The organism is Variovorax sp. ISS6 (assembly GCF_056523145.1).
In genome coordinates this window covers 1507360-1529382 of the sequence record NZ_JAWRZC010000002.1, presented here as the reverse complement: position 1 = coordinate 1529382, position 22023 = coordinate 1507360, and the positions used below count along the sequence as shown (strand labels likewise).

General features: G+C 67.8%; 26 protein-coding genes. 11 read left to right on the top strand and 15 right to left on the bottom strand.

What is annotated here, in order from left to right:
* Positions 1-13: 13 nt before the first annotated feature.
* The 6 genes from AC1HIL_RS38780 to AC1HIL_RS38755 form a co-directional block, all read right to left on the bottom strand.
* On the bottom strand, positions 14-358 hold the full coding sequence (locus tag AC1HIL_RS38780; protein ID WP_479669554.1) for a hypothetical protein: 345 nt from the start codon (positions 356-358) through the stop codon (positions 14-16).
* Between the two features lie 47 nt (positions 359-405).
* Positions 406-816, bottom strand: coding sequence for a hypothetical protein (locus tag AC1HIL_RS38775; RefSeq protein ID WP_479669555.1), 411 nt, complete (start codon positions 814-816; stop codon positions 406-408).
* Between the two features lie 471 nt (positions 817-1287).
* Positions 1288-1632: a hypothetical protein gene (locus tag AC1HIL_RS38770; protein WP_479669556.1), complete on the bottom strand. Its 345-nt coding sequence runs from the start codon at positions 1630-1632 to the stop codon at positions 1288-1290.
* Between the two features lie 34 nt (positions 1633-1666).
* Complete coding sequence (locus tag AC1HIL_RS38765; RefSeq protein WP_479669557.1) at positions 1667-2185, bottom strand: hypothetical protein; 519 nt, start codon at positions 2183-2185, stop codon at positions 1667-1669.
* Positions 2186-2435: 250 nt separating this feature from the next.
* A complete protein-coding gene (locus tag AC1HIL_RS38760) occupies positions 2436-2963 on the bottom strand; it encodes a hypothetical protein (RefSeq protein ID WP_479669558.1) in 528 nt (175 codons plus the stop codon).
* Positions 2964-3178: 215 nt separating this feature from the next.
* Entirely contained in the window at positions 3179-3634 is a 456-nt protein-coding gene (locus AC1HIL_RS38755) for a DUF5990 family protein (RefSeq protein ID WP_479669559.1), read from the bottom strand.
* Between AC1HIL_RS38755 and AC1HIL_RS38750 the strand changes: the two genes are divergently transcribed.
* Positions 3600-4124 carry an energy transducer TonB gene (locus tag AC1HIL_RS38750; RefSeq protein WP_479672811.1) on the top strand — a complete coding sequence of 175 codons (525 nt, stop codon included), beginning with the start codon at positions 3600-3602 and terminating at the stop codon, positions 4122-4124. The two genes, AC1HIL_RS38755 and AC1HIL_RS38750, sit on opposite strands and share 35 nt — an antisense overlap.
* 48 nt (positions 4125-4172) lie before the next feature.
* Here the strand turns inward: AC1HIL_RS38750 and AC1HIL_RS38745 are convergent, their stop codons facing one another.
* The gene (locus AC1HIL_RS38745) at positions 4173-5051 is read right to left on the bottom strand and encodes an aldo/keto reductase family oxidoreductase (protein WP_479669560.1); all 879 of its coding nucleotides are present in this window, start codon (positions 5049-5051) and stop codon (positions 4173-4175) included.
* A gap of 108 nt (positions 5052-5159) precedes the next feature.
* Between AC1HIL_RS38745 and AC1HIL_RS38740 the strand changes: the two genes are divergently transcribed.
* A complete protein-coding gene (locus AC1HIL_RS38740; RefSeq protein ID WP_479669561.1) occupies positions 5160-6062 on the top strand; it encodes a LysR family transcriptional regulator in 903 nt (300 codons plus the stop codon).
* A 9-nt stretch (positions 6063-6071) separates the two neighbouring features.
* Here the strand turns inward: AC1HIL_RS38740 and AC1HIL_RS38735 are convergent, their stop codons facing one another.
* Positions 6072-6554, bottom strand: a complete 483-nt coding sequence (locus AC1HIL_RS38735) for an Lrp/AsnC family transcriptional regulator (RefSeq protein WP_431514577.1) — start codon at positions 6552-6554, stop codon at positions 6072-6074.
* 248 nt (positions 6555-6802) lie between these two features.
* Between AC1HIL_RS38735 and AC1HIL_RS38730 the strand changes: the two genes are divergently transcribed.
* Positions 6803-8194 (top strand): tryptophanase, encoded by a 1392-nt coding sequence (locus AC1HIL_RS38730; RefSeq protein WP_479669562.1) that lies wholly within the window; start codon positions 6803-6805, stop codon positions 8192-8194.
* Here the strand turns inward: AC1HIL_RS38730 and map are convergent.
* Positions 8191-8985, bottom strand: a complete 795-nt coding sequence (gene map / locus AC1HIL_RS38725; RefSeq protein WP_261206136.1) for a type I methionyl aminopeptidase — start codon at positions 8983-8985, stop codon at positions 8191-8193. The genes AC1HIL_RS38730 and map overlap by 4 nt on opposite strands.
* Positions 8982-9260: a ParD-like family protein gene (locus AC1HIL_RS38720; protein ID WP_413764714.1), complete on the bottom strand. Its 279-nt coding sequence runs from the start codon at positions 9258-9260 to the stop codon at positions 8982-8984. The genes map and AC1HIL_RS38720 overlap by 4 nt, the downstream gene beginning before the upstream one ends.
* A 196-nt stretch (positions 9261-9456) precedes the next feature.
* On the opposite strand from AC1HIL_RS38720, the gene AC1HIL_RS38715 reads away from it, so the two are divergent.
* Positions 9457-10065, top strand: coding sequence for a hypothetical protein (locus tag AC1HIL_RS38715; RefSeq protein ID WP_479669563.1), 609 nt, complete (start codon positions 9457-9459; stop codon positions 10063-10065).
* Between the two features lie 95 nt (positions 10066-10160).
* On the top strand, positions 10161-11075 hold the full coding sequence (locus tag AC1HIL_RS38710) for a hypothetical protein (protein WP_479669564.1): 915 nt from the start codon (positions 10161-10163) through the stop codon (positions 11073-11075).
* 18 nt (positions 11076-11093) lie between these two features.
* Here the strand turns inward: AC1HIL_RS38710 and AC1HIL_RS38705 are convergent, their stop codons facing one another.
* The gene (locus tag AC1HIL_RS38705) at positions 11094-12560 is read right to left on the bottom strand and encodes an NAD-dependent succinate-semialdehyde dehydrogenase (protein ID WP_261206138.1); all 1467 of its coding nucleotides are present in this window, start codon (positions 12558-12560) and stop codon (positions 11094-11096) included.
* Positions 12557-13825, bottom strand: coding sequence for a 4-aminobutyrate--2-oxoglutarate transaminase (locus tag AC1HIL_RS38700; RefSeq protein ID WP_479669565.1), 1269 nt, complete (start codon positions 13823-13825; stop codon positions 12557-12559). The genes AC1HIL_RS38705 and AC1HIL_RS38700 overlap by 4 nt, the downstream gene beginning before the upstream one ends.
* 116 nt (positions 13826-13941) lie before the next feature.
* Here AC1HIL_RS38700 and pdxR point away from each other — a divergent pair, with 116 nt between their 5' ends.
* The 3 genes from pdxR to AC1HIL_RS38685 all read left to right on the top strand — a co-directional run bounded on the left by pdxR (position 13942) and on the right by AC1HIL_RS38685 (position 17430).
* The gene (pdxR, locus tag AC1HIL_RS38695; protein ID WP_479669567.1) at positions 13942-15417 is read left to right on the top strand and encodes a MocR-like pyridoxine biosynthesis transcription factor PdxR; all 1476 of its coding nucleotides are present in this window, start codon (positions 13942-13944) and stop codon (positions 15415-15417) included.
* A gap of 113 nt (positions 15418-15530) precedes the next feature.
* A complete protein-coding gene (locus tag AC1HIL_RS38690) occupies positions 15531-16280 on the top strand; it encodes an extensin-like domain-containing protein (protein ID WP_413764724.1) in 750 nt (249 codons plus the stop codon).
* Positions 16281-16302: 22 nt separating this feature from the next.
* Positions 16303-17430 carry a hypothetical protein gene (locus AC1HIL_RS38685; RefSeq protein ID WP_479669568.1) on the top strand — a complete coding sequence of 376 codons (1128 nt, stop codon included), beginning with the start codon at positions 16303-16305 and terminating at the stop codon, positions 17428-17430.
* A 15-nt stretch (positions 17431-17445) separates the two neighbouring features.
* On the opposite strand, the gene AC1HIL_RS38680 is transcribed toward AC1HIL_RS38685, so the two are convergent.
* On the bottom strand, positions 17446-18078 hold the full coding sequence (locus AC1HIL_RS38680) for an ankyrin repeat domain-containing protein (RefSeq protein ID WP_479669569.1): 633 nt from the start codon (positions 18076-18078) through the stop codon (positions 17446-17448).
* A 123-nt stretch (positions 18079-18201) separates the two neighbouring features.
* Here AC1HIL_RS38680 and AC1HIL_RS38675 point away from each other — a divergent pair, with 123 nt between their 5' ends.
* From AC1HIL_RS38675 to AC1HIL_RS38665, 3 genes are read left to right on the top strand one after another with little or no spacing between them, the layout of a single operon-like run.
* A complete protein-coding gene (locus AC1HIL_RS38675; RefSeq protein WP_479669570.1) occupies positions 18202-19860 on the top strand; it encodes an AAA family ATPase in 1659 nt (552 codons plus the stop codon).
* Positions 19857-20039: a hypothetical protein gene (locus tag AC1HIL_RS38670; RefSeq protein WP_479669571.1), complete on the top strand. Its 183-nt coding sequence runs from the start codon at positions 19857-19859 to the stop codon at positions 20037-20039. The genes AC1HIL_RS38675 and AC1HIL_RS38670 overlap by 4 nt, the downstream gene beginning before the upstream one ends.
* Entirely contained in the window at positions 19985-20572 is a 588-nt protein-coding gene (locus tag AC1HIL_RS38665) for an alpha/beta hydrolase (protein WP_479669572.1), read from the top strand. The genes AC1HIL_RS38670 and AC1HIL_RS38665 overlap by 55 nt, the downstream gene beginning before the upstream one ends.
* A 115-nt stretch (positions 20573-20687) precedes the next feature.
* Here AC1HIL_RS38665 and AC1HIL_RS38660 read toward each other — a convergent pair whose 3' ends face one another.
* Together AC1HIL_RS38660 and AC1HIL_RS38655 are read right to left on the bottom strand one after the other, a co-directional pair.
* Complete coding sequence (locus AC1HIL_RS38660) at positions 20688-20969, bottom strand: ribbon-helix-helix domain-containing protein (RefSeq protein ID WP_479669573.1); 282 nt, start codon at positions 20967-20969, stop codon at positions 20688-20690.
* The gene (locus AC1HIL_RS38655) at positions 20948-22015 is read right to left on the bottom strand and encodes an RNA methyltransferase (RefSeq protein ID WP_261206147.1); all 1068 of its coding nucleotides are present in this window, start codon (positions 22013-22015) and stop codon (positions 20948-20950) included. The genes AC1HIL_RS38660 and AC1HIL_RS38655 overlap by 22 nt, the downstream gene beginning before the upstream one ends.
* Positions 22016-22023: the final 8 nt, after the last annotated feature.

Genomic DNA, 22023 nt, shown 5'->3' with positions numbered 1-22023 from the left:
ATCCCGGGGCGATTCATGGTGAGTATTCATCGGGAATGTTCACGTTCGCAGCGAGAGCCACCGCCGACAGCTTTCCGGCGGCTGCATCAGCAGCAAAGTTGCAGCCAAGTAGTTTGTAAATCTCTTGAGCATTTGGCCGCTCTTGGCCGTTGTGACCACCAACGCTTCCAAACTTTCCGTCATTCGTCAACGTCGCACCGAATGGGTAGAAGTCTCCTGTGTCCTTCAGCATCGTTTTTGCGAAGTCGGTGCAGTAGGTGACAAGCGCGCTGAGTTGTTCGGGGGATACTGCCATTAGTTTTCCATTTAATGCAATTTGATCGCCGAATGCTTTTTCAGGGTGTTCCGCTTGCTTCACAACAACTTTCCGGTTGTGGCTGCATCCGGTCAGCGATGCACATGCACTTACCTCTGTATAAAGCGAACCATGGGCTCAATTTTTGAGATTACGCTCAGACATCCGTCGGAGGAAACTATGAGCCATTCTCTAAAGTCGCCGATGGCACTTGTCACATTCAGCATGCCGTAGGACTGCTCTTGCTCCATCCAGCCACCTTGCTTGACCTCGAAGATTGTGTGCCCTGTCTGTACAGGGACTACCCCCCAATAAGAGAGCAAGTCTCCCTCATCGAGGAATCTAAATCCTCTTGGAATCGAGAATAAAACCTCTAGGTATCTGTCTTCGTCATCATGAGTGCGGTCAAAGCTGACCACGACGCGCAAACCAGTAACTCCGAGCGTCAATTCACTAATATCCGAAAAACTAAAGCTGACTACGGGCTGTTCGAACGGCTTTGTAATTACGGAAGATTTCATATTCAGTCAAGCAAAAAACATCTTTAGTGCATCTTTTGCGCGAGGGGCAGCTTCTGGCCAGTAGGCGTCAAACCCATCGCCCTTCAAATTCGACGTCGACGGAACCTCCGTTAACCCGAACAAGGTAGAAGCTTCCACTAGAGAAAAGTCCTGCATGGAGGCTGCCCGTACGGATCTTGTAGTCCGCTCCCAAATGAACGGGATTTCCGTCCAAGTCCTCATATGGATAGGTTGATTGGTCCCAGAAGTTGAGCACCACTTCCCCGCTCTCGGCTGTCACCAAGTTGCATGCCGTTCGCTCCATTTGCGTACGAGGAAAAAATGGCAGCGGATTTACGTATGGGTTCATCATCAGAGGGCTCGCTCACTGACTGCTTTTGGGTGAACGGTGCTGTGGCGTTGACCGACCGCTTCTGGCCGCATTCTGCCCCCAATGCGAGCCGGGTTAAGTAGGCCGCCCGAAGTATGCGATCAAGAACGCTCTCGCAAGAACGTTTCATCATCACCATAAAGGCTGCTTGAAGCGAAACGCACAACGAAACCGGAGCCTTCGTCTCGAGCTTCGTAGCCCGGCAAACCATCGTCTCTTTGGATCTCCTGCACCACCAAGTTCATCGCTGTCCAGGAAACTGGGCCAGCCAGATAGGTGCAGTTGAAAAATGCCAGTCCAACTGGCTCCTGCCGGCTGGTCGGATCAGTCAATTTCACGATGAGGCGGTCCTGGTCGTTCCTAAATGAATTGATACTCGCGTCCGCGCCGCGCCACCCGTCGAGGCGACGCTGAAACGCTGTCAAATCCAGAGCTTTGAAGATCATCTCGATGTCTGCTTGTGGCCGTATGCCGCCTCGTTCAGCGAATTTCGATGCGGCCATCTGCACAACGTACTACCTCAGCACGCCATTCGGGCTTGTCCATTCCATCGTTGCTCTGGATACCAAAGGTCTCGACTTCGCCAGTTTCCGAAAGTGGGTCGCAGGTCCACCAAGCCGATTCATAGGGCGTGTCGCCACGTTCGTGCTCGTATGCGACTGCGACCGGTTCGGAAACTGCGACGGCAACTTGTCGAAGCCACGTAAGGAAATCCAGATTCCACTTCCCGAGGTAGCCCTCCTTTTCGCCATCGCGGAGGTCGGCTTCGTGCAATACAGGACGAGCGTTCTCCGTACGCCAAAGTAGTTCATCAGAATCCGGTGGTACATGTGTATGCCCGTAGACGTCTTCGAGCAACAAGACGGACTTCACGTCGATGAGCAGAAGCTGCTCACTCACCTTCGCAACGCTCAAGGCGTCGTGAAGCGATGCGCAAAGCGAGAGATGCTGCGCGGTCTTTCCGCCGGCGGGAACCGAGAGCAGAACGTCAATTGGCATGAGGTAGATGCATGGGAGGAACGACCGCTTTGGAGCAAATTTTGAGGGCAGCCCGAATCACTGGTCCTGGCCGCAAGCGATCTGCAGGACGGATCGCTAGTGCGGTCTGAGCGTGGTATGCCTCTACCACCGAAATATAGGCCCCTATCATGCTGCCCGTCGAGCTGCTGAGCGTCTCCTCCTGTCGAGCATTCACGGTTCGGAACATGGGACCGCAGACCACCCGATCGCCGTCGACGAGGTCTCGTCTCTACGGTTCCCGCGACGTGTTGTCCTTACTGACGTGGTCCAGCAGATCATCAACGGTATCGAACGACATCGTTCCTGCATCCACATCCCGCTCTGCGATTGCAAGGTCATCGAGACCGAGTTGTTCGTCGAGCTGAGCATGGATCCAGCTGTCGGGGAACTGGCGTGGTGCTTCGAAGCGCAGAAGTGTCGCCTCCGCGAGCACAACGACCGACTTCAAGACCAGATCGGATCGCAGGCTGGTGGATTCCTTCACTGGCTCGTCACCAACGGCCGCCTCGATTTCGCCAACGATCTGGTCGATGATCAGGCCCCACTGCGTTGGCGAGACGCCGAGTATCTGGTCGATGCGGCGCAGCAGAACTGTCGCGTCCGGTGCTCCCCCGTCCTCGAGTTCAGGATCGACGTTGACCCAAACGTCAGCTTGCGCCGCCAACACTCGCGCCCGGCCGACGACGATGTCCTCGCGCACCTCGACATCGGTGAGCATCCCGCTGCTTGCGATCGCTTCTCTGAATTCGTGGATCATCCCATCTTCCTGCGTGAAACTGTCGTCCGAGTCTGCTTCCGGCCGATCGTACCCATTCGTGCCAGGCCTACCTCGGCCTGCCTGTCGATGATCGGCATCGAGCGCGTGGCGGCCACCGAGGCCCATCCGCGGCCCCGACCGAAGCGAATTCCTTCATCGAGAAGACTCCAGCCCGTCACGCCCAAAGAACATGTTCTCGAAGCCCTTTCATCGGCTCAATCCGACCGCATCACCATTTGCCAAGAAATCTGCGGCGCCCGAACACTCGCGCACACCGGCCCACCATCCTTCATCGTTCCTTCGATGCATGCCTCGATCGCGGCATTCGGGTCGCCCGCTGCGCGCTCCACCAGCGCGATCGGAATATCGGCCAGCTTGATCTTCGCCCTTCGCTGCCACGGCGTTCCCGTCTGCCCCGCGGACAACCCAGAGTTCACGTACACGAATCGATCCGCGGGCGTGCCTTGCGCGAAAGGGCCCCGGAAGTTGGGAGAACCATCGGCGAGTGCGGGACCAAGTGTCAGCGTGATGGCGAAGGACACCGAGTTCGCCGTCGCGAGGAATGGCCTCACCAACTCATCGCGCCCGCGCTGCACGGCAAAGTCGACGCCCGGCGGCGGCGACTGCAGCGTGAGAATGAGTTGGAGGTTTGCTCGGTGGTCGGTCCGCATGGGGCTGCAGTTTAGAGGCGACCTCGGCGCTGGCGCGCGCGAGATTGGCACATCGAACATCGTCGAGACAGAATCCCCGATCTCCCCAAAAGACTCGAGCACCCGGAATGCTCGTCCGCCTCCCATGACAAGACTGATTCACGCCCTGGCTTTGCTCGCCGTGCTGGGCGGTTGTGCGTCCGGTGCAAAACCTCCGCCGGAGGCCATGCCCGCGATCCCAAGCCCCTTCATGTCCGTGTGTCGAGACTTGGGAACGCCCACATTTCCCACACTTGTCTTTCCGCGAGCGGCCCGCGAAGCCCGGCAGGATGGCTGGGTCATCCTGGAACATGACGTGGCCGATGGACGAATGACCAACATCAGGGTGATCGCATCGAGCCCCCAGGGCATGTTCGAGGAATCGGTGACCACCTGGGCACCCTCTGTCTACTTTCCATTGCGAAAGGATGGGCGAGGATGTCGTCGAGCGATCGTGTTCCACAACCAATAGAGGTCTTTGACTTTTCTGGAACACGGAGCAGGCATCGACGCCCGTCCTTCAGTGCCTTGCCCCAGCGCCAATGGTGTCCAGCCGCGCCACAGCCTCGGCCGGCAACTTCAGCCCGGCCGCCGCCAGGTTCTCCCGCAGATGCCCCAGCGACGAAGTCCCCGGAATCAGCAGCAGGTTCGGCGAGCGCTGCAGCAGCCAGGCCAACGCCACCTGCATCGGCGTCGCGCCGAGTTCGCCGGCCACCTCCGACAGCACCCCCGACTGCAGCGGGGTGAAGCCCCCGAGCGGGAAGAAGGGCACGTAGGCGATCCCCTCGCGCGCCAGCTTCTCGACCAGCGCGTCGTCGCCGCGATTCGCGAGGTTGTACATGTTCTGCACGCCGACGATCGGCACAATGCGCTGGCCGTCCTCGACCTGCTTCGCGGTCACGTTGCTCAGGCCGATGTGGCGGATCAGGCCCTGCTGGCGCAACTCGGCGAGCGCGGTCAGCGGCGCCTCGAGCGAACCTTCGGCCGGACCGTGCACGCCCAGCATGCTGCGCATGTTGACGACATCGAGCACGTCGAGGCCGAGGTTGCGCAGGTTGTCGTGCACCGCCTGGCGCAGCTCGGCCGGCGAGGCCGCGAGGTTCCACGAGGCATCGGCCCCGCGCGTGGCGCCGACCTTGGTGACGATGGTCAGGTCGTCGCGGTACGGGTGCAGCGCCTCGCGGATGATCTGGTTGGTGACGTGCGGGCCATAGAAGTCGCTGGTGTCGATGTGGTCCACGCCGGCCTCGAGCGCGGCGCGCAGCACCGCGACCGCGGCGGCGCGGTCCTTCGGCGGGCCGTAGACGCCGGGGCCGGCGAGCTGCATGGCGCCGTAGCCGAGACGCTTCACGTCGCGGCTGCCGAGGCGGAAGGTGGAGATGGTGTCGAGCGGGTTCATGGGCTTTCCTTTCAGGTTGAAGCTGAATGTAGGCACCGCAGCGGCGTACGATAAGCCGGCTCAATGCGCACGGGTCGTGCGGAAAAACGAACAATCGAAAGACAGGCGATGACGGAACAGCTCGGCGATCTGGCGGTCTTCGTGGCGGTGGCGCGCGCCGGCGGCTTTCGCGAGGCGGCGCGGCTGCAGAGCGTGAGCGCCTCCAGCCTCAGCGCGGCGGTGCGCCGGCTCGAAACACGGCTGGGCGTGCGCCTCCTGCATCGCAGCACCCGCAGCGTGGTGCCCACCGAGGCCGGCGCGCGGCTGCTCGACCGGCTCGGGCCGGCGCTCGGCGAGGTCGAGGCCGCGCTCGACGTGGTCAACGGCTTTCGCGACAAGCCCGCGGGCACCTTGCGGCTCAACGTGCCCGCGAGCGCGTCGCGGCTGGTGCTGCCGGCGATCGTGCCGCCCTTTCTCGCGGCCTATCCCGAGATCCTGCTCGAGGTGGTGGTCGAGGAGAGCTTCGTCGACGTGCTGGCTGCGGGCTGCGATGCGGGCATCCGCTACGAGGAACGGCTCGAGCAGGACGTGATCGCGATCCCGATCGGCCCGCGCCGCCAGCGCATGGCGACCGCGGCCTCGCCGGCCTACCTCGCGGCGTACGGCCGCCCCATGCATCCGCGCGACCTGCTGCAGCACGCCTGCCTGCGCGGGCGGTTCGCGAGCGGCGCGATGGCGGGCTGGGAATTCGAGCGCGAGGGCGAGGTGGTGACGGTGGATGTCGATGGGCCGTTGATCGTGCGCCTGGGCGGCGGTGTCGAGCTCGCGGTCGACACGGCGGTGGCCGGCATCGGCGTGATCCATCTGTTCGAGGAATGGCTGCAGCCGCAATTGACGAGCGGCGCGCTGGTGCCCGTGCTCGAGGACTGGTGGCAGCCCTTCACCGGGCCCTTTCTCTACTACCAGGGGCGCGAGCGGCTGCCGGCGCCGCTGCGCGCCTTCGTGGATTTCGTGCAGTCGCGGCGCGGCTGAGGTCCCGCTTCAGGCGCCGGCCTGCGCCAGCGGCAGCGCCGCGCCGCCCTTGAGTTCCTCGAGGCACACGCTCGAACGCACCATGCTCACGCCGGGCAGCGCCGAGAGCTTCTCGGTGAGGAAGGTGCTGAGCGCCTCGAGGTCGCGCGCGATCACCTTGAGCACGTAGTCGACGTCGCCCGTCACCGAGTGGCATTCGAGCACGTCGGGCAGTTGCGTCACGGCCTGGCGAAAGCGCTTGAAATCGCGCACATGGCCGCGTTCCATCGCGATGTGGACGAAGGCCATCACGCGCAGGCCCACGGCCGCGGGCCGCAGCCGCGCCTCGTAGCGCGCGATCACGCCCTCCTCCTCGAGCCGGTGATGCCGGCGGCTGCATTGCGCGGGCGAGAGCCCGACCGCGGCCGCGAGCTCGAGGTTGGAGATGCGGCCATGGCCCTGCAGCACCTCGAGCATGCGGGTGTCCATCGAGTCCAGCGGTACGGGTTGCAAGATGTTCTCCTGTTTGGCGGGAATGGTGAAAGAACTTCTCTTCTTCGCGGGGTGATCCCCAGGTGCAATGAAAACCCATTGCGCAAGCCGGGCGAAAGAATCGTTGCGAGCTCGACCCAGGGGCGAGAGCAGACGAGACATCTTCTCTCGATTGGCAACGAATGCGCAACTGCATTGCATCGCCATTCGCGAATGCCCCGGGGTCGGCCATCCGATCCATCCGCACCGAGCTTCGACCAGGAGAACCCATGAAGCGCATCCCCGAACCGTTCCGCATCAAGACCATCGAGCGCATCGCCCTGACCAGCCGCGCGCACCGCGAGCAGGCCCTGCTCGACGCGGGGCTCAACCCCTTCCTGCTGCGCAGCGACGACGTCTTCATCGACCTGCTGACCGACAGCGGCAGCGGCGCGATGAGCGACCGCCAGTGGGCCGCGATGATGGCGGCCGACGAGGCCTATGCCGGCAGCCGCAGCTACTACCGGCTCGCCGACACCATCGAGAAGGTCTTCGGCCATCGCCACACGGTGCCCGCGCACCAGGGCCGCGGGGCCGAGCAACTGCTCTACCCCGAGCTCGTGAAGCGCCGCAGCGCGAAGCGGCCGGTGTTCCTGTCGAACTTCCACTTCGACACCACCAAGCTCCACATCGAGCTGGCCGGCGCGCGCGCGCTCAACGCACTGACGAAGGAGGCACTGGACACCGCCACCTACCACGACTGGAAAGGCAACTTCGACCTCGACGAACTCGCGCGGCTGATCGAGACGCACGGCGCGGCCAACGTGGTGGCGCTGGTGGCCACCGTGACCTGCAACACCAGCGGCGGCCAGCCGGTCGCGCTGGCCAACCTGCGCGCGGCCTCGCGGCTCGCGCGCGAGGCCGGCATCCCGGTGGTGATCGACGCCACGCGCTTCGCGGAGAACGCCTGGTTCATCCGCGAACGCGAGGCCGGCCAGGCCCGGCGCGAAGTGCCCGATATCGTGCGCGACATGATGGCCTGCGCCGACATTGCGGTGATGTCGTCGAAGAAGGACGGGCTGGTCAACATCGGCGGCTTCTGCAGCTTCCGCGACGACCAGGACCTGTTTCGCGCCGTGCAGGAACGCTGCGTGGTCAGCGAGGGCTTCATCACCTACGGCGGCCTCGCCGGCCGCGACATGGAGGCGCTCGCGGTCGGCCTCGAGGAGGCCATGGATGCCGACTACCTGCGCTACCGCGTCGGCCAGGTCGCCTACCTCGGCGAGCGGTTGCGCGCGCAGGGCATTCCGATCCAGCATCCGACCGGCGGGCATGCGGTGTTCGTCGATGCGGCCGCGCTGCTGCCGCACCTGCCGGCCGACAGCTTTCCGGCCCATGCGCTCGCCTGCGAGCTGTACCTCGAAGCGGGCGTGCGCGCGGTGGAGATCGGCTCACTGCTGCTCGGGCGCGATCCCGCCACCGGGTTGCAGGAGAAGGCGCCGCTCGAATCGATGCGGCTCACGATCCCGCGGCGCGTCTACACCAACGACCACATGGACTACGTGGCCGACGCGCTGGCCGAGGTGGCGCGGCGCGCCGCGCGCATCCGCGGCATGGCCTTCACCTACGAGCCGGCGCTGCTGCGCAACTTCACGGCGCGCTTTCGCTGGACCGACAACTAACCGATGGGCGGGTAGCTGCCCGTGCCCTCGGGCCAGGGCGTCAGCACCTCGAAGCCGTCCTCGGTCACCGCGACCATGTGCTCCCACTGCGCCGACAGCGAATGGTCGCGCGTGACCACGGTCCAGCCGTCGGGCAGCTCGCGCGTCTCGCGGCGGCCCGCGTTGATCATCGGCTCGATGGTGAAGACCATGCCGGGCGCGAGCCGCAGGCCTTCGCCGGGCCGGCCGTAGTGCAGCACCTGCGGATCGTCGTGGTAGATCTGCCCGATGCCGTGGCCGCAGTACTCGCGCACCACGCTGAAACGCTCGCGGTGCGCCACGCTCTGGATCGCATGGCCCACGTCGCCCAGCGTCGCGCCCGGGCGCACGGCCAGGATGCCGGCGCGCATGGCCTCGTAGGTGGTCTCGACCAGCCGGCGCGCGAGCGGGCTCGGCTCGTCGACGAAGTACATGCGGCTGCAGTCGCCGAACCAGCCGTCCTTGATCACGGCCACGTCGATGTTGACGATGTCGCCCTTCTTCAGCGTCTTCTGCGCCGAGGGAATGCCGTGGCAGACCACGTGGTTGACGGAGGTGCATACCGTCTTCGGGAAGCCCTTGTAGCCCACGTTGGCCGGGATCGCGTGCTGCACGTTGACGATGTAGTCGTGGCAGAGGCTGTCGAGCTCCCCGGTGGTGACGCCGGGCTTCACGTACGCGCCGATCATCCGCAGCACCTCGGCCGCGAGATGCCCGGCCTTGCGCGACAGCGCGATCTGCTCGGGCGTCTTCAGGGGCACGGCCATGTTCATTGCACGACCTTCGCCGCCCGCCCCGCCGCGCGGCCAGGTGGCCGCGGCGCGTGCGGCTCGCTCGGCGCGCAGGCCATCGCGAGGTCGAGCCCGCCGGCCATCTCGGCGCGCACCAGCAGCTGGCACAGCTCGCGGTGATCGAGGTCGGGATGCAGTTCGGCGAGCATGCCGATGCGCATCCAGTGCTCGGCCTGCGCGTTGATGGAACGGCTCAGCGCGGTGCCCGCGACGCGCAGGTTCTCGTGCATGAGGTCGGAGATCTTGACGATGCCCATGGTGCTGGATCTATATGAAACGTATATGAATCATATAGCATAGGATGCCATTGCCGCAATCCCCGCGCAGCCCCGGGGCACGCCCCCTTCACAAGGGAAGAGTCCATCTTCCAAGGGTTAGTCTTGATGCCGTGCCCGATCGCGATTGACTCTAATCACGGCCTCGCCGTCTCGATCGATCTCCATCGAGCCCATCATGCGCATTGCCCAGCACGTCCTCGACGCCCGTCTCTTCGCGCTGATGGTGTTCGCCATCCTTGCCTTCGGGCGTCTGGCTGCCCTCTTCATGCCGGGCGAGGTCTACTTCACATTCCAGTCGCTGTTCTCCGATCGACCCGGGCCCCAGATCGTGCTGGCCTTGCTGGTCAAGATGCTGCCGCCCTTGCTTTGCGGCGCAGGAGCGGGCTTTGTCGTCTTCTCGGTGACTCGGCGCCGCACGACTCACTTCTTCGCCTCAAAGCTCGGCCGAAAGCTGCGCCGCGTCTGGGCACCGACCGTGCTGGCTGCGGGCTTCTTTGCATCGTTCCTTTCGGCATGGCCCAACATCGCCTATTGGGACTTGGTATCGGACCCCTCGGTGGCTTCGCTCAAGGCGCTGTTTTTCGCGATGTACCTGCTGTACATGATGTCGTTCGGATACGTGGCACTGATGGGTCTGCTGATGATGGTGTTCTGGCGCGAGCGCCTCGCGGCCAGCGGGGATGCACAGAGCATCGTGTCCACGCGCGAGCTGGGTCGCGTCGGCGTGCTTTGGCTGTTGAATTCGAGCATCGCGTCTTCAGTCCTGAAGTACGTCACGCCATGACACGGCGCCTTGCGTTCCGTCTCCGGCCCTCCCTGTCCCGGCTCGGGCATGCATGCCGATCCCCGCAGGGAGCGCCCGCGGCGCGCGGACTGATGATGCCCCTGATGCTCGGCGCCGCGGCGGTGATCATCCTGACTTGCGCCTCACCGACGTCCTACCGCGATGCGCCGGCGATCGCACGCGTGCAGACGACAGGCCAGCAGGCTGTCCGCGATCCTTCAATCAGGAAGTTGCCGGTGATGGTCATGCCGCTGGAGGGCATGCACGGATCTGTCCGCAGCATCCTCAACGACGACGGCCTGCGTGCGATGCGTCGGCGGATGGCCGTCAACATCCTGCTTCGGTCGGGCTACCTCAACCGGGCCGTGGCGCTGTCGGACGCCGAGGATGTCGCCGAGCCGACTTCCTACGGTGTAGAGGTGGACGAATCCATCAAGTCCTGCGCGCTGGCGGGGCAGGCCCCTGGCGAGGAATCGGACCTCTGGTCCCTGGCAGTGGCCGTCGTATCGGCCGAGAAGTTCAACCGTTCCGGGTTGCATCGATCCTTGGAGTGGCATCTCGCCGACGCGATGCTGATTGCCACGGGCCGGTTGCCGGACCTTTCGCTGGGCGTCGCGCAGATTCGTCCCTCCACCGTCAGACGCTATGCGCCGACCTCACCAGCCTTGCGCGCGTTGGCGCCGAAGACGGACGACGTGAGCCTGCGGGATCTGCTGAGCGACGAGTGCCGGTCTCTCGGGTCTTCCTTCGCCCTGCTCCAGGCGATGGCGACCGAGTTGCGCCATTCGAAGACATGCTCGTACGATTCGGATTGCCAGGAACTCGCGGTGCTGCGCTACGGCGGCCGCCGACATCGGTCGGAGGCTGTCGTCGACTACCTGGGCCTGGTCAAGTACATGAAGGACCTGCTCGACATCGGCATCATCGACCCGACGGAGGAAGATGTGCCGGTCACGCCCGCGAAGAGCGCCGACGCCGCAACGCAAGGAGCGGCGGCATCGAAGCGATGAGAGGGAAACAGCCGCCGCTCAGTCCTGCAGACAGAGGTACTTGAGCTCGAGGTAGTCCTCGATCCCGTGCCGCGAGCCCTCGCGGCCCAGGCCCGACTGCTTCACGCCGCCGAAGGGCGCGACCTCGTTCGAGATCAGGCCGGTGTTGATGCCGACCATGCCGGTCTCGAGCTGCTCGCCCACGCGCCAGAGGCGGCGGCGGTCCTCGGTGAACAGGTAGGCGGCGAGGCCGAACTCCGAATCGTTGGCCATCGCGACGACCTCCTCCTCGGTCTCGAAGCGGAACAGCGGCGCCAGCGGCCCGAAGGTCTCCTCGCGCGCCACGCGCATGGCCTGCGTCACGCCGGTCAGCACGGTGGGCTCGAAGAAGCTGCCGCCCAGCGCATGCGGCTTGCCGCCGGTGCACAGCTGCGCGCCCTGCGTGAGCGCGTCGTCGATGTGCTGGCGCACCTTGGCGACGGCGCGGCCGTCGATCAGCGGGCCCTGCGTGGTGCCGGCCTCGAGGCCGTTGCCCACGCGCATCGCCTCGACCGCGGCCACCAGCCGCGCGGCGACGGCGTCGTAGATGCCGGCCTGCACGTAGATGCGGTTGGCGCAGACGCAGGTCTGGCCCGCGTTGCGGAATTTGGAGGCCACGATGCCCTCGATCGCGCGGTCGAGATCGGCGTCGTCGAACACGATCAGCGGCGCATTGCCGCCGAGCTCGAGCGAGAGCTTCTTGATGGTCGGCGCGCACTGCTGCGCGAGCACGCGGCCCACGCCGGTGGAGCCGGTGAAGCTGAGCTTGCGCACGGTCGGGCTCTCGCACAGCGCGGCGCCGATCTCGGGCGCGTTGCCGGCCACGATCTGCAGCACGCCAGGCGGCAGGCCGGCCTCGAGCCCCAGCACGCCCAGCGCGAAGGCGCTCAGCGGCGTGAGTTCGGCCGGCTTCACGACGATGGTGCAGCCCGCGGCCAGCGCGGGGCCGACCTTGCGCGTGATCATCGCGGCCGGGAAGTTCCACGGCGTGATCGCGGCGCAGACGCCGATCGGCTGCTTGAGCACCACGATGCGCTGGCCGGCGCGCTGCGGCTGCAGCACCTCGCCGTCCACGCGCTTGGCCTCCTCGGCGAACCATTCGATGAACGAAGCCGCGTAGGCGATCTCGCCGCGCGCCTCGGCCAGCGGCTTGCCCTGCTCGAGCGTCATCAGCCGGCCCAGGTCGTCCTGGTGCGCGAGCATCAGCTCGGCCCAGCGGCGCAGCACGCGTGCGCGCTCGGGCGCGGTGCGCGCGCGCCAGGCGGGCAGCGCCGCGGCGGCGCCGGCGATGGCGCGCTCGGTCTCGGCGCGGCCCATCCGCGGCACGTCGGCCAGGTGCCGGCCGGTGGCGGGGTCGTTGACGGCGAAGGTGGCGCCGTCGTCGGCCGCGACCCACTGGCCGTCGATCAGGCCGGCGCCGCGCAGCAGGTCGGGGCGCTGCAGGCCCAGGGTGGATGCGGAGTTCATGCCGAGAACGCCTCCTCGACGATGGCCAGCGCGCGTTCGAACTGCGCGACGGGAATGGTCAGCGGATACAGGAAGCGGATCACGTTGCCGTACATGCCGCAGCTCAGCAGCACCAGGCCCTGTTCCAGTGCCTTGGCCTGCACGCGCGCCACGGCCTCGGCGTCGGGCGCGCCCGTGGCCGCGTCGCGCAGTTCGACCGCGACCATCGAGCCCTGCGCGCGCACCTCGGCCAGCGCCGGGTTCGATTCCTTGATCTTCAGCAGCCGGCCGACCAGGCGCTCGCCCAGCGCGGCGGCACGTTCGCAGAGCTTCTCGTCGGCGATCACGTCGAGCACCGCGTGCGCCGAGGCCACCGCCAGCGGATTGCCCGCGTAGGTGCCGCCGAGGCCGCCGGGCGCCGGCGCATCCATGATGGCGGCGCGGCCGGCCACGGCCGACAGCGGCATGCCGCCCGCGAGGCTCTTGGCCATGGTGATCAGGTCGGGCTCCACGCCGTGGTGCTGCATCGAGAACAGCCGGCCGGTGCGCGCGAAGCCGGTCTGCACCTCGTCGGCGATCAGCACGATGCCGTGCGCGTCGCAGATACGGCGCAGGCCCTGCAGCAGCGCGGTGGGCGCGACGTTGAAGCCGCCCTCGCCCTGCACCGGCTCGATCACGATCGCGGCCACGCGCTTCGGGTCGATGTCGGTCTTGAACAGCTTCTCGATCGCGGCCAGCGAGTCGTCGGCGCTCACGCCCTGCAGCGCGCTCGGGAACGGCACGTGGAACACGTCGGCCGGGAACGGGCCGAAGCCGGTCTTGTAGGGCGCGACCTTGCCGGTCATGGCCAGCGCCATCAGCGTGCGGCCATGGAAGCCGCCGCCGAAGGCGATCACGCCGGCGCGGCCGGTGTGGGCGCGCGCGATCTTCACCGCGTTCTCGAGCGCCTCGGCGCCGGTGGTGAAGAAGGCCGTCTTCACCGGGCCCGAGATCGGCACCAATGCATTGAGGCGCTCGGCCAGCGTCACCACGCTCTCGTAGGGAACGATCTGGTAGGCCGTGTGCGTGAAGCGCCCGAGCTGCTCCTGGATCGCGGCCACCAGGCGCGGATGGCGGTGGCCGGTGTTGAGCACCGCGATGCCGGCGGCGAAGTCGATGTATTCGCGGCCTTCGATGTCCCACAGCGTCGCGTTCTCGGCGCGCTGGGCATAGAAGCCGCACATCACGCCCACGCCGCGCGGCGTGGCCGCGAGGCGGCGGGTCTGGAGTTCGGAGTTGGTGGTCATGGCTGAAGGCGTCCGGGAAAGGCTGGAGGTCGATCGGAAGTTCTGATTGAATGCGCAATTGGCTCCATCAAAAAGATCCACTTCCTGCAATCAGGATGGAGCCAATCCAAAAAGCCATGAAATCCATCTGCGCCGACCTGGTGCTGCAGCGCCTCGTTCCCGCGACCGGCGCCGCGCTTAACCGCCAGCTCTACGACTGCCTGCGCGGCGCCATCCTCGACGGCAGCCTGCCGCCCTCGAGCGCGCTGCCGGCCTCGCGCGACCTGGCGCGCGAGACCGGCATGTCGCGCAACACCGTGCTGCATGCCTACGAGCAGCTGCGCGCCGAGGGCTACGTGCATTCGCGCGTGGGCAGCGGCACCTTCGTGGCCGAGACCACGCCCGAGAGCCAGCTCGCCACCGGCCGCGGTGCCGCCGCCGCGCCGGCCCGCGCCGCGCCGGTGCGCCTGGCCCGGCGCGCCCAGGCGCTGGTCGACGATGCCTCGGCCGCCGCGCGCCAGTGGGGCGCCTTCATGCCCGGCGTGCCCGACGTCACCCAGTTCCCGCACCGCGCCTTCGGCCGCATCGTCGCGCGCCTGTGGCGCGATCCCGCGCCCGAGCTGCTGACCTATTCGCACGGCGGCGGCCACCCGGCGTTGCGCGAAGCCGTGGCCGAGCACCTGCGCGTGGCGCGCGCGGTGCGCTGCGATGCCGACCAGGTGCTGATCACCGAGGGCGTGCACCAGGCCATCGACCTGTCGCTGCGCATGCTGGCCGACCCGAGCGATACCGTGTGGGTCGAGGAGCCCGGCTACTGGGGCTTCCACAAGCTGCTGCAGATGGGCGCCTGGCGCGTGCGGCCGCTGCGCGTGGAGGCCGAGGGCGACGGTCCCGGGGCCGGCTGGCCGCGCGGCGGCAGCGCGCCGCGGCTGATCTTCGTCACGCCCTCGCACCAGTACCCGCTGGGCTCGGTGATGAGCCTGGCGCGCCGGCGCGAGCTGCTCGACTTCGCGCGCCAGTCGGGCAGCTGGATCGTGGAGGACGACTACGACAGCGAGTTCCGCTTCGCGGGCCGGCCCATTCCCTCGATGCAGGGGCTCGAGGACGACAGCCCGGTGATCTACATCGGCACCTTCAGCAAGACGCTGTTCCCGGGCCTGCGCGTGGGCTACATGGTGCTGCCGCGCGCGCTGGCCGCGCACTTCCGCACCGCGCATGCCGACCTCTACCGCGAGGGCCACGCCATCACGCAGGTGGCGCTGGCCGAGCTGCTCGGCCAGGGCCACTACGCCGCCCACATCCGCCGCATGCGCGTGCTCTATGCGCGCCGGCGCGCGCTGCTGGCCGGGCTGATCGGCGAGCACCTGGGCCCCGACCATCTGCATCCGCAGGCCAGCAATGCCGGGCTGCACCTGGTGCTGCGGCTGCCCGAGGACCGCGACGACGTGGCGATCATGGAAGCGGCGCAGGCGCGCGGCGTGCTCTCGCGGCCGCTGTCGCGCTACTACCGGCGCGGCGACGGGCGGCGCGGCCTGCTGCTGGGCTATGCCTGCGTGGAGGAGGCGAACATCGAGCCCGCGTTCCGCGTGCTGCTCGACTGCATCCGGCCTTGAGCGGCGCCCGGCCGGTTCGCATCGGCCTACACGCGCTGGCCGATCATCCCGACAACACGGTGCGCGCGGTCCGGTCCCAATAGGACTTCTGTCACCCACTGCCTTCGTCACCCGTGCCCCTGCCGCCCGCGCAAGACCGACCCGCCCGCCCCGGACGCCGCCTGGCCCTCGCGCTGGTCGTGGCCATCGCCGCCGGCGTGGTGGCCGTCTTCACGGGCGCCATCGAGGTGCCCGAGCGCCACGATCCCTGGGCACCGCTCGACGTGACGGCGGCGCCCAACTGGCTGACCACCTACAAGCTCGCGCGCGCACGCGGCGATCCGGTGCGCTGCCAGGCCGCGCTGGCCGACACCGGCATGCAGTACGAGCGCGTGCCCGACCGCGTCACCGGCCCGGGCTGCGGCTTCGAGAACGCGGTGCGCCTGCGCTCGGCCGGCGTGCGCCTGGGCAGCGCGCCCACGCTGAGCTGCCCGATGGCGCTGTCCTTCTTCATGTGGGAGCACCATGCGCTGCAGCCCGCGGCCCTGCGGCACTTCGGCCAGCCGGTCGCCGCGATCGACCACCTCGGCAGCTATGCCTGCCGCAACGTGAACCGCGGCGAAGGCGCGATGCCCGGCGCGCCGCGCAGCCGGCATGCCACGGCCGACGCCTTCGACGTGGCCGGCTTCGTCCTCGCGGACGGGCGCCGCGTCAACGTGCGCAGGGACTGGCACACCGACGCTTCGAACCCTTCGGCCGCGCTGCTGAACGACGCCCATCTGGGCGCCTGCCGGTTCTTTCGCGGCGTGCTCGGGCCTGAGTACAACGCGGCGCACCGCGATCACTTCCATCTGGAGACGGGCGGGTTTCCGATGTGCCGCTGAGCCCGTCTGCTAGAAAGCCACCATGAACGCCTCCCTCGCCGCCTCCCTCCTCGACCTCTTGCTGGGCCTGGAACTCGGCGCGCGTGGCGATGCCGATCCGAACCGCTTCGCGCTCGAGGGCGTGCGCTGGACCACGGGGCAGGACGGCACGCACGAACTGCGGATCGCGCGGTTCGAAGCGATGGCCCTGCGGCTCGCCACGGACGCGCTCGTGCTGGAGATCGAGCGCATCGCCGTGCACGAACTGGTCGCGCGGGTACATGCCGGGAACGGGGCGCTGCGCGTCGGTGCTATCGAGGCCCGCGACGCGGAATTCTCCGGCCTGAAGCTGCACGGCCCGCTGGTGCTGCCACGGCAGTTCCGCCAGCTGTGGGAGGCCACTCATCCCGCCGAGGGCACCGCGATACCGCCACCGGCCGACGCCTGGCAGCTCGGCCCGCTCGGCGAGATCGACGGCACCATTCGCGGCCGCATCACCGACGCGCACCTGCTGTTCGATGCCGACGTGACCGTGCCGATCCGCCATGGGCTGGTCGACTTCAACGACGCCACCGTCGAGCACGTGGGCCCCGACTCGCGCATGGGCGTGAGCCCGCTCGGCTTCTACGTCGATGCGCCGAACGGCCGCAGCTACCTCTACCAGTTCGCCTCGGCGCCGCTCGCGGGCGTGGAGTTCGAGCGCCGCAAGAGCCTGATCGGCCCGTGGATCTCCGAGCGCGGCAAGCTGCGGCTGCGGCCCTTCGCCGAATCGATGCTGCGCCAGGGGCTGGGCTCGCAGGCCCAGGGGCTGACCGCGCAGGCGCGCACGCTGCTCGGGCGCACGGCCTTGTCGGGCGAACTGCGGCTGGGCGACGGACTGCTCGCACTGCCGGGCCTGCAGGTGTCGATGGACGGGCACGAGCAGGGCCTCAACACGGTCGTGCTGCGCTCGGAATCGGTGGGACGCGGGCTGGGCACGGAGATCGCCGCGCTGTCCGCGCGCGAGATCGCGGCGAGCTGGGGCGGCGCGCAACTCGCCGGCGGCGCCGTGACGGCGAAGCTCGGCGTGCAGGTCGTCGTCGAGGGCGACACCCTGCGCTTCGTGCTCGCGGCCGCGAACGGCCGCATCACCGCACCCCGCATCGGCTTCGCGGCCGTCGAGCCCGCGTGATCGTCCCCTGGAGGTCTATCCAGGCCGAGATCGCTTCGACCGCTCGAGCCGTTCGATGAACTCCTTCGGCAGACGCCGCGCCCGCGCGATATCGACCGCATCGCGCCCCTGCTCGTCGGTTACGGAAGCATCGGCACCGGCCGCGATCAGCAGCGCCAGGGTCTTCAGCCGCTGCAGCCGGGCCGCATAGAAGAGCGGCGTTTCGCCGTGCGCGCGCAGGTTCAGTTCGGGCTTGTTCGCGAGCAGCACGCGGCACATCGCCTCGTCGTCGCGCCACACCGCGGCCCACAGCGACCAGCTCGTGTTCGCGCCGCGCTTGGCAAGGAACTTGACCAGCGGCAGGTTCTCGCCGCGCGCCACCGCGTACCAGATCGGTGTGGCGCGGAAGTCGCCCTCGTCCTCGTCCATGGGCACTTCGGCCTCGAGGTCGGCGCCCGCATCGAGCAGCGCGGTCACGGTCTTGATGCCATGGGGTTCCGCGAGCTGAGCGCCCTCCGCCTTCACCGTGCAGGCCAGGTGGATCGCCGCGCGGCCGCGTGGATCGGTGGCGCCGACCAGCTCCGGCGCCTGGGCCAGATGGGCCTCGACCGAGGCCGCGTCCCAGGCTTTCGCGGCGGCGAACAGCGAGGTCTTCGAGGGCTGGGGCATGGGCGCTTTCCTTCCTTTTCCGAGTCTGGCCAAGGCTACCGCCATCTTCCCACGGCCTTGACCCAGGTCAATCGCCGAGCGCCCGCACCGGGCTAGCATGGACAGGCGACACGAGGAGACGCCGTGGAACTCGAGATACCGGAGATGCTGGCCGCCGTCCTGCGCAGCCAGGTCGGCGCGCAGTCGCCGCTGGGCCTCCAGCTGGGCGGCCAGGGGGCCTGCAGCGGCATACGCGTCGTGTCGAGCCGCCACTTCGACGGCCGCTCGCTCAACCTGCTCTACCAGTTGAGCCTCGGCAACGGCGCGCGCGACCTGGTGTTCCAGCTGCTCGCGCTCGACAACCTCAACGGCGAATCGCAGCTGCAGCCGATCGCGAACCTCGAGGCGATGGTGCCGGCACTGACCGAATGGCTGGCGCGCGACGCCATCGACGGCTGGCTCTACCAGCGCGGCAAGGACGGCGTGCTGCTGCCCTGGCTGGTCCACACGGTGCGGCTGGTGAAGCCCACCGAAGGCAACGCCTACGTGCTCGTGGGCCTGCTCGCCAACACCTTGCAGGCCGCCGGCCGCGAGCCACCCTCCGAGCCCCGGCTGCGCTTCGCGGGCATGACCTGGGGCCTGAGCTTCTACGAGGAGCAGTTGCCGCATCGCACGCTGGCCGACCTGTTCGCCGACCACGGCTTTCACAAGGAGTGCGCGGAGTTCAAGCGCGAGTACGAGATGCAGCTCGAGCGCTTCGGCAAGCTGCAGCCGCAGCACGGCGCGCAGTTCACCGTCGGCGGCAGCGTCTGGACCGCGGGCGAGGGCCCGCGCGCGGCGCTCGAGTGCCATCGGCTGCCCGAGGGCGCCGCGGTGCGCTGCGTGAACGACGAGGAGCTGCTGCGCCGCCGCTTCGACCTGGCCGCCGATCCGCACCACTGGCGCGAGAGCGGCATCGCCCAGGGCTTCGACCGCATTCCCCAGCACTGCTACCTGCACCTGTTCCACCTCGACTGGCACCGCAACATCTGGGTCCATGCCCAGCATGTGCAGGAGTACCGGTACCAGCCCGGCCTGCGCGAGCGGTTGGTGCTGCCGCAGGCGCACCGCGACCTGATCGACATCCTCACGGCCGACCGCAACTTCCTGGTCGAGGACGTGGTGCCCGGCAAGTCGGGCGGCACCACCATCCTGTGCAAGGGCGCGCCCGGCCTGGGCAAGACGCTGACCGCCGAGGTCTATGCGGAGGTGGTCGGCAAGCCGCTGTACCGCGTGCATTCGGGCCAGCTCGGCGTGACGGCGAGTTCGGTGGAGACCAGCCTCACGCGCATCCTGCAGCGCGCCGCGCGCTGGGGTTGCGTGCTGCTGCTCGACGAGGCCGACGTCTACATCCGGCGCCGCGACAACGACCTGCAGCACAACGCCATCGTGGCCGAGTTCCTGCGCACGCTCGAGTATTTCAGCGGCCTGCTGTTCATGACCACCAACCGCGTCGGCGACATCGACGAGGCCATCCTCTCGCGCTGCATCGCGGTGATCGACTACCAGCCGCCCGGGCCCGAGGATGCGCGACGCCTGTGGACCACGCTGTCGGCCCAGCTCGGCGTGGAACTGCCCGCCGCGGTGATCGACCGGCTGGTGGTCGACTACGCGGGCGCCAGCGGCCGCGACATCAAGGAGCTGCTCAAGCTCACGAGCAAGTACTGCCGGCGCAAGGAACTGCCGCTGTCGACGCAGTCCTTCGCGCAGTGCGCCGTGTTCCGCGGCATCGCGCCCGCCGCAGCGCCCGGAGGCACCGCATGATCGATCCCACCCTGTTCGGCGGCGCGCTCACGGGCCGCATGGCCTTCCGGCCCGGTGCCGCGCCCTTGTACGAGCCGCTGCCGCCCGGCCGTCACGACCTGGGTTCGACGAAGGCCGCGACGCGGTGCTGGTCGTGCCCGAGGGCCTGCCCACCGATGCGCCGCTGCCCCTGCTCGTGATGTTCCATGGCGCGGGCGGCGAGGCCAACCGCGTGCTGCCGCACTTCGTCGCGCATGCGCGCTCGCGCGGCTTCCTGCTGCTGGCGCCGCAGTCGATGTACGCCACCTGGGACATCGTGGTCGGCGGCCATGGCCCCGACCTCGAGCGGCTCGACAACGCGCTGGCCACCGTGTCGCGGCATTTCCGGCTCGACCCCGCGCGGCTCGCGCTCGCGGGCTTCTCCGACGGCGGCAGCTACGCGCTGTCGCTGGGCCTCACCAACGGCGACGTGGCGAGCCACGTGATCGGCCTGTCGGCCGGCTTCATGAACAGCTTCGCGCAGGCCGGCACGCCGCGCTTCTTTCTCGCGCACGGGCGCTCGGACAGCCAGTTGCCGATCGAGACCAGCGCCCATCCGCACGCCCGGCGGCTGCTCGAGAGCGGGCACGACCTCACGCTGCAGCCCTTCGATGGGGACCATGTGATCGTGCCCTGGGTGGTGGGGCGGGCGGTGGAGTTCTTTCTGGGCAGGGAGGCAGCGAAGCAGGTTTGAGAGCCCAAGAACTCCAGATGCACAAAAGCCGCGCGACTTCTCGCCGCGGGACATCGATCCACCCTCGATCCGTGATCAAGCCGAGATCGCATGCCCCGCAGACGCTGACTTTCGGTCAACTGGAACGGGCGGCCAAGAGCAAGCGTCCGCGCTCAACTATGCGATCGGCATCGAAGGCCTGGACGCAACCAGCGGTCGCGTCTGCCAGACCACGATCGATATCCGCCTTGAGAGTGGAAAACTCATTGAGTACCAACCAGCGCCGCGCTTTCCATTCACGCAAAGCTTCTCGTACCACTTCGCCAGGCGATTCGTACTCTCCGCGCTCCACCGCCTGCCTGATGGTGGCAGCTATCTCGACGGGCACCGTGACGGTCATTCGTTTGGTGCCGCGCACGCGTCGGCCTCCTTCCGCGGTCTACGATCACTGCGAACCATCACCTGCGTGCCGACAGCCCGCGCCCGCAACTGCCCACACCCCCCATCCACGTCCTGCCCCGCCGAATTCCGCAGCTTGGTCAGGATGCCGCGCTCGTGCAGGGTGCGTGCGATCTGCTGGCAGCGCGCCCAGGCCGGGCGCTGGAAGTCCACGCCGTCGACCGCGTTGAACGGGATCATGTTGAGCACGCCGTACTTGCCCGACAGCAGCCGCACCAGCCCCTCGATCTCTTCCTCGCTGTCGTTGATGCCCTCGAGCAGCGTCCACTGGTACTGGATCGGATAGCCAGTGGTGCGCGCATAGCGCTCGCCGGCCGCGACCAGTTCCTCGGGCGTGAGCCGCGGCGCGCGCGGCAGCAGCTTGCGGCGCAGTTCGTCGCGCGTGGTGTGCAGCGACAGCGCGAGCGCGGGCCGCACGCGTTCCTGCAGCAGCCGCTCGAACACGCGCGGATCGCCGACGGTGGAGAACACCAGGTTCTTGTGGCCGATGTTGCCGACCGTGCCGAGCAGCTCGATCGCCTCCATCACGTTGTCGAGGTTGTGGGCCGGCTCGCCCATGCCCATGAACACCACCTTGCGCACCGGCCGGCGCAGGCGCGCGAGCGCCACCTGGGCAACGATCTCGGCGCTGCCGACCTGGCGCAGCAGGCCCTCGCGCCCGGTCATGCAGAACTGGCAGCCGACCGCGCAGCCGACCTGCGAGGACACGCACAGGCCGTCGCGCGGCAGCAGCACGCTCTCGACGGTCTGGCCGTCGGCAAGGGCCACCAGCAGCCGCTCCGAACCATCGGCGCCCGGATGCACCGCATGCACGCGCGCAAGGCCCGCGAGCTCGGCCTCGATGGCCGGCAACTCGGCCATCAACCCGGCCGGAAAGAAGCTGTGCGGCAGCCGCCGGCCGCTGTCGCGCGGCAGCGCATGGGACCACAGCCGCAGCACGCGCTGCTCATGGCTGGGGCCCGCGCCCGCTTCGCGCAGTCGGCGTCGGATGTCGTGGATTCGCATGGGGCTGG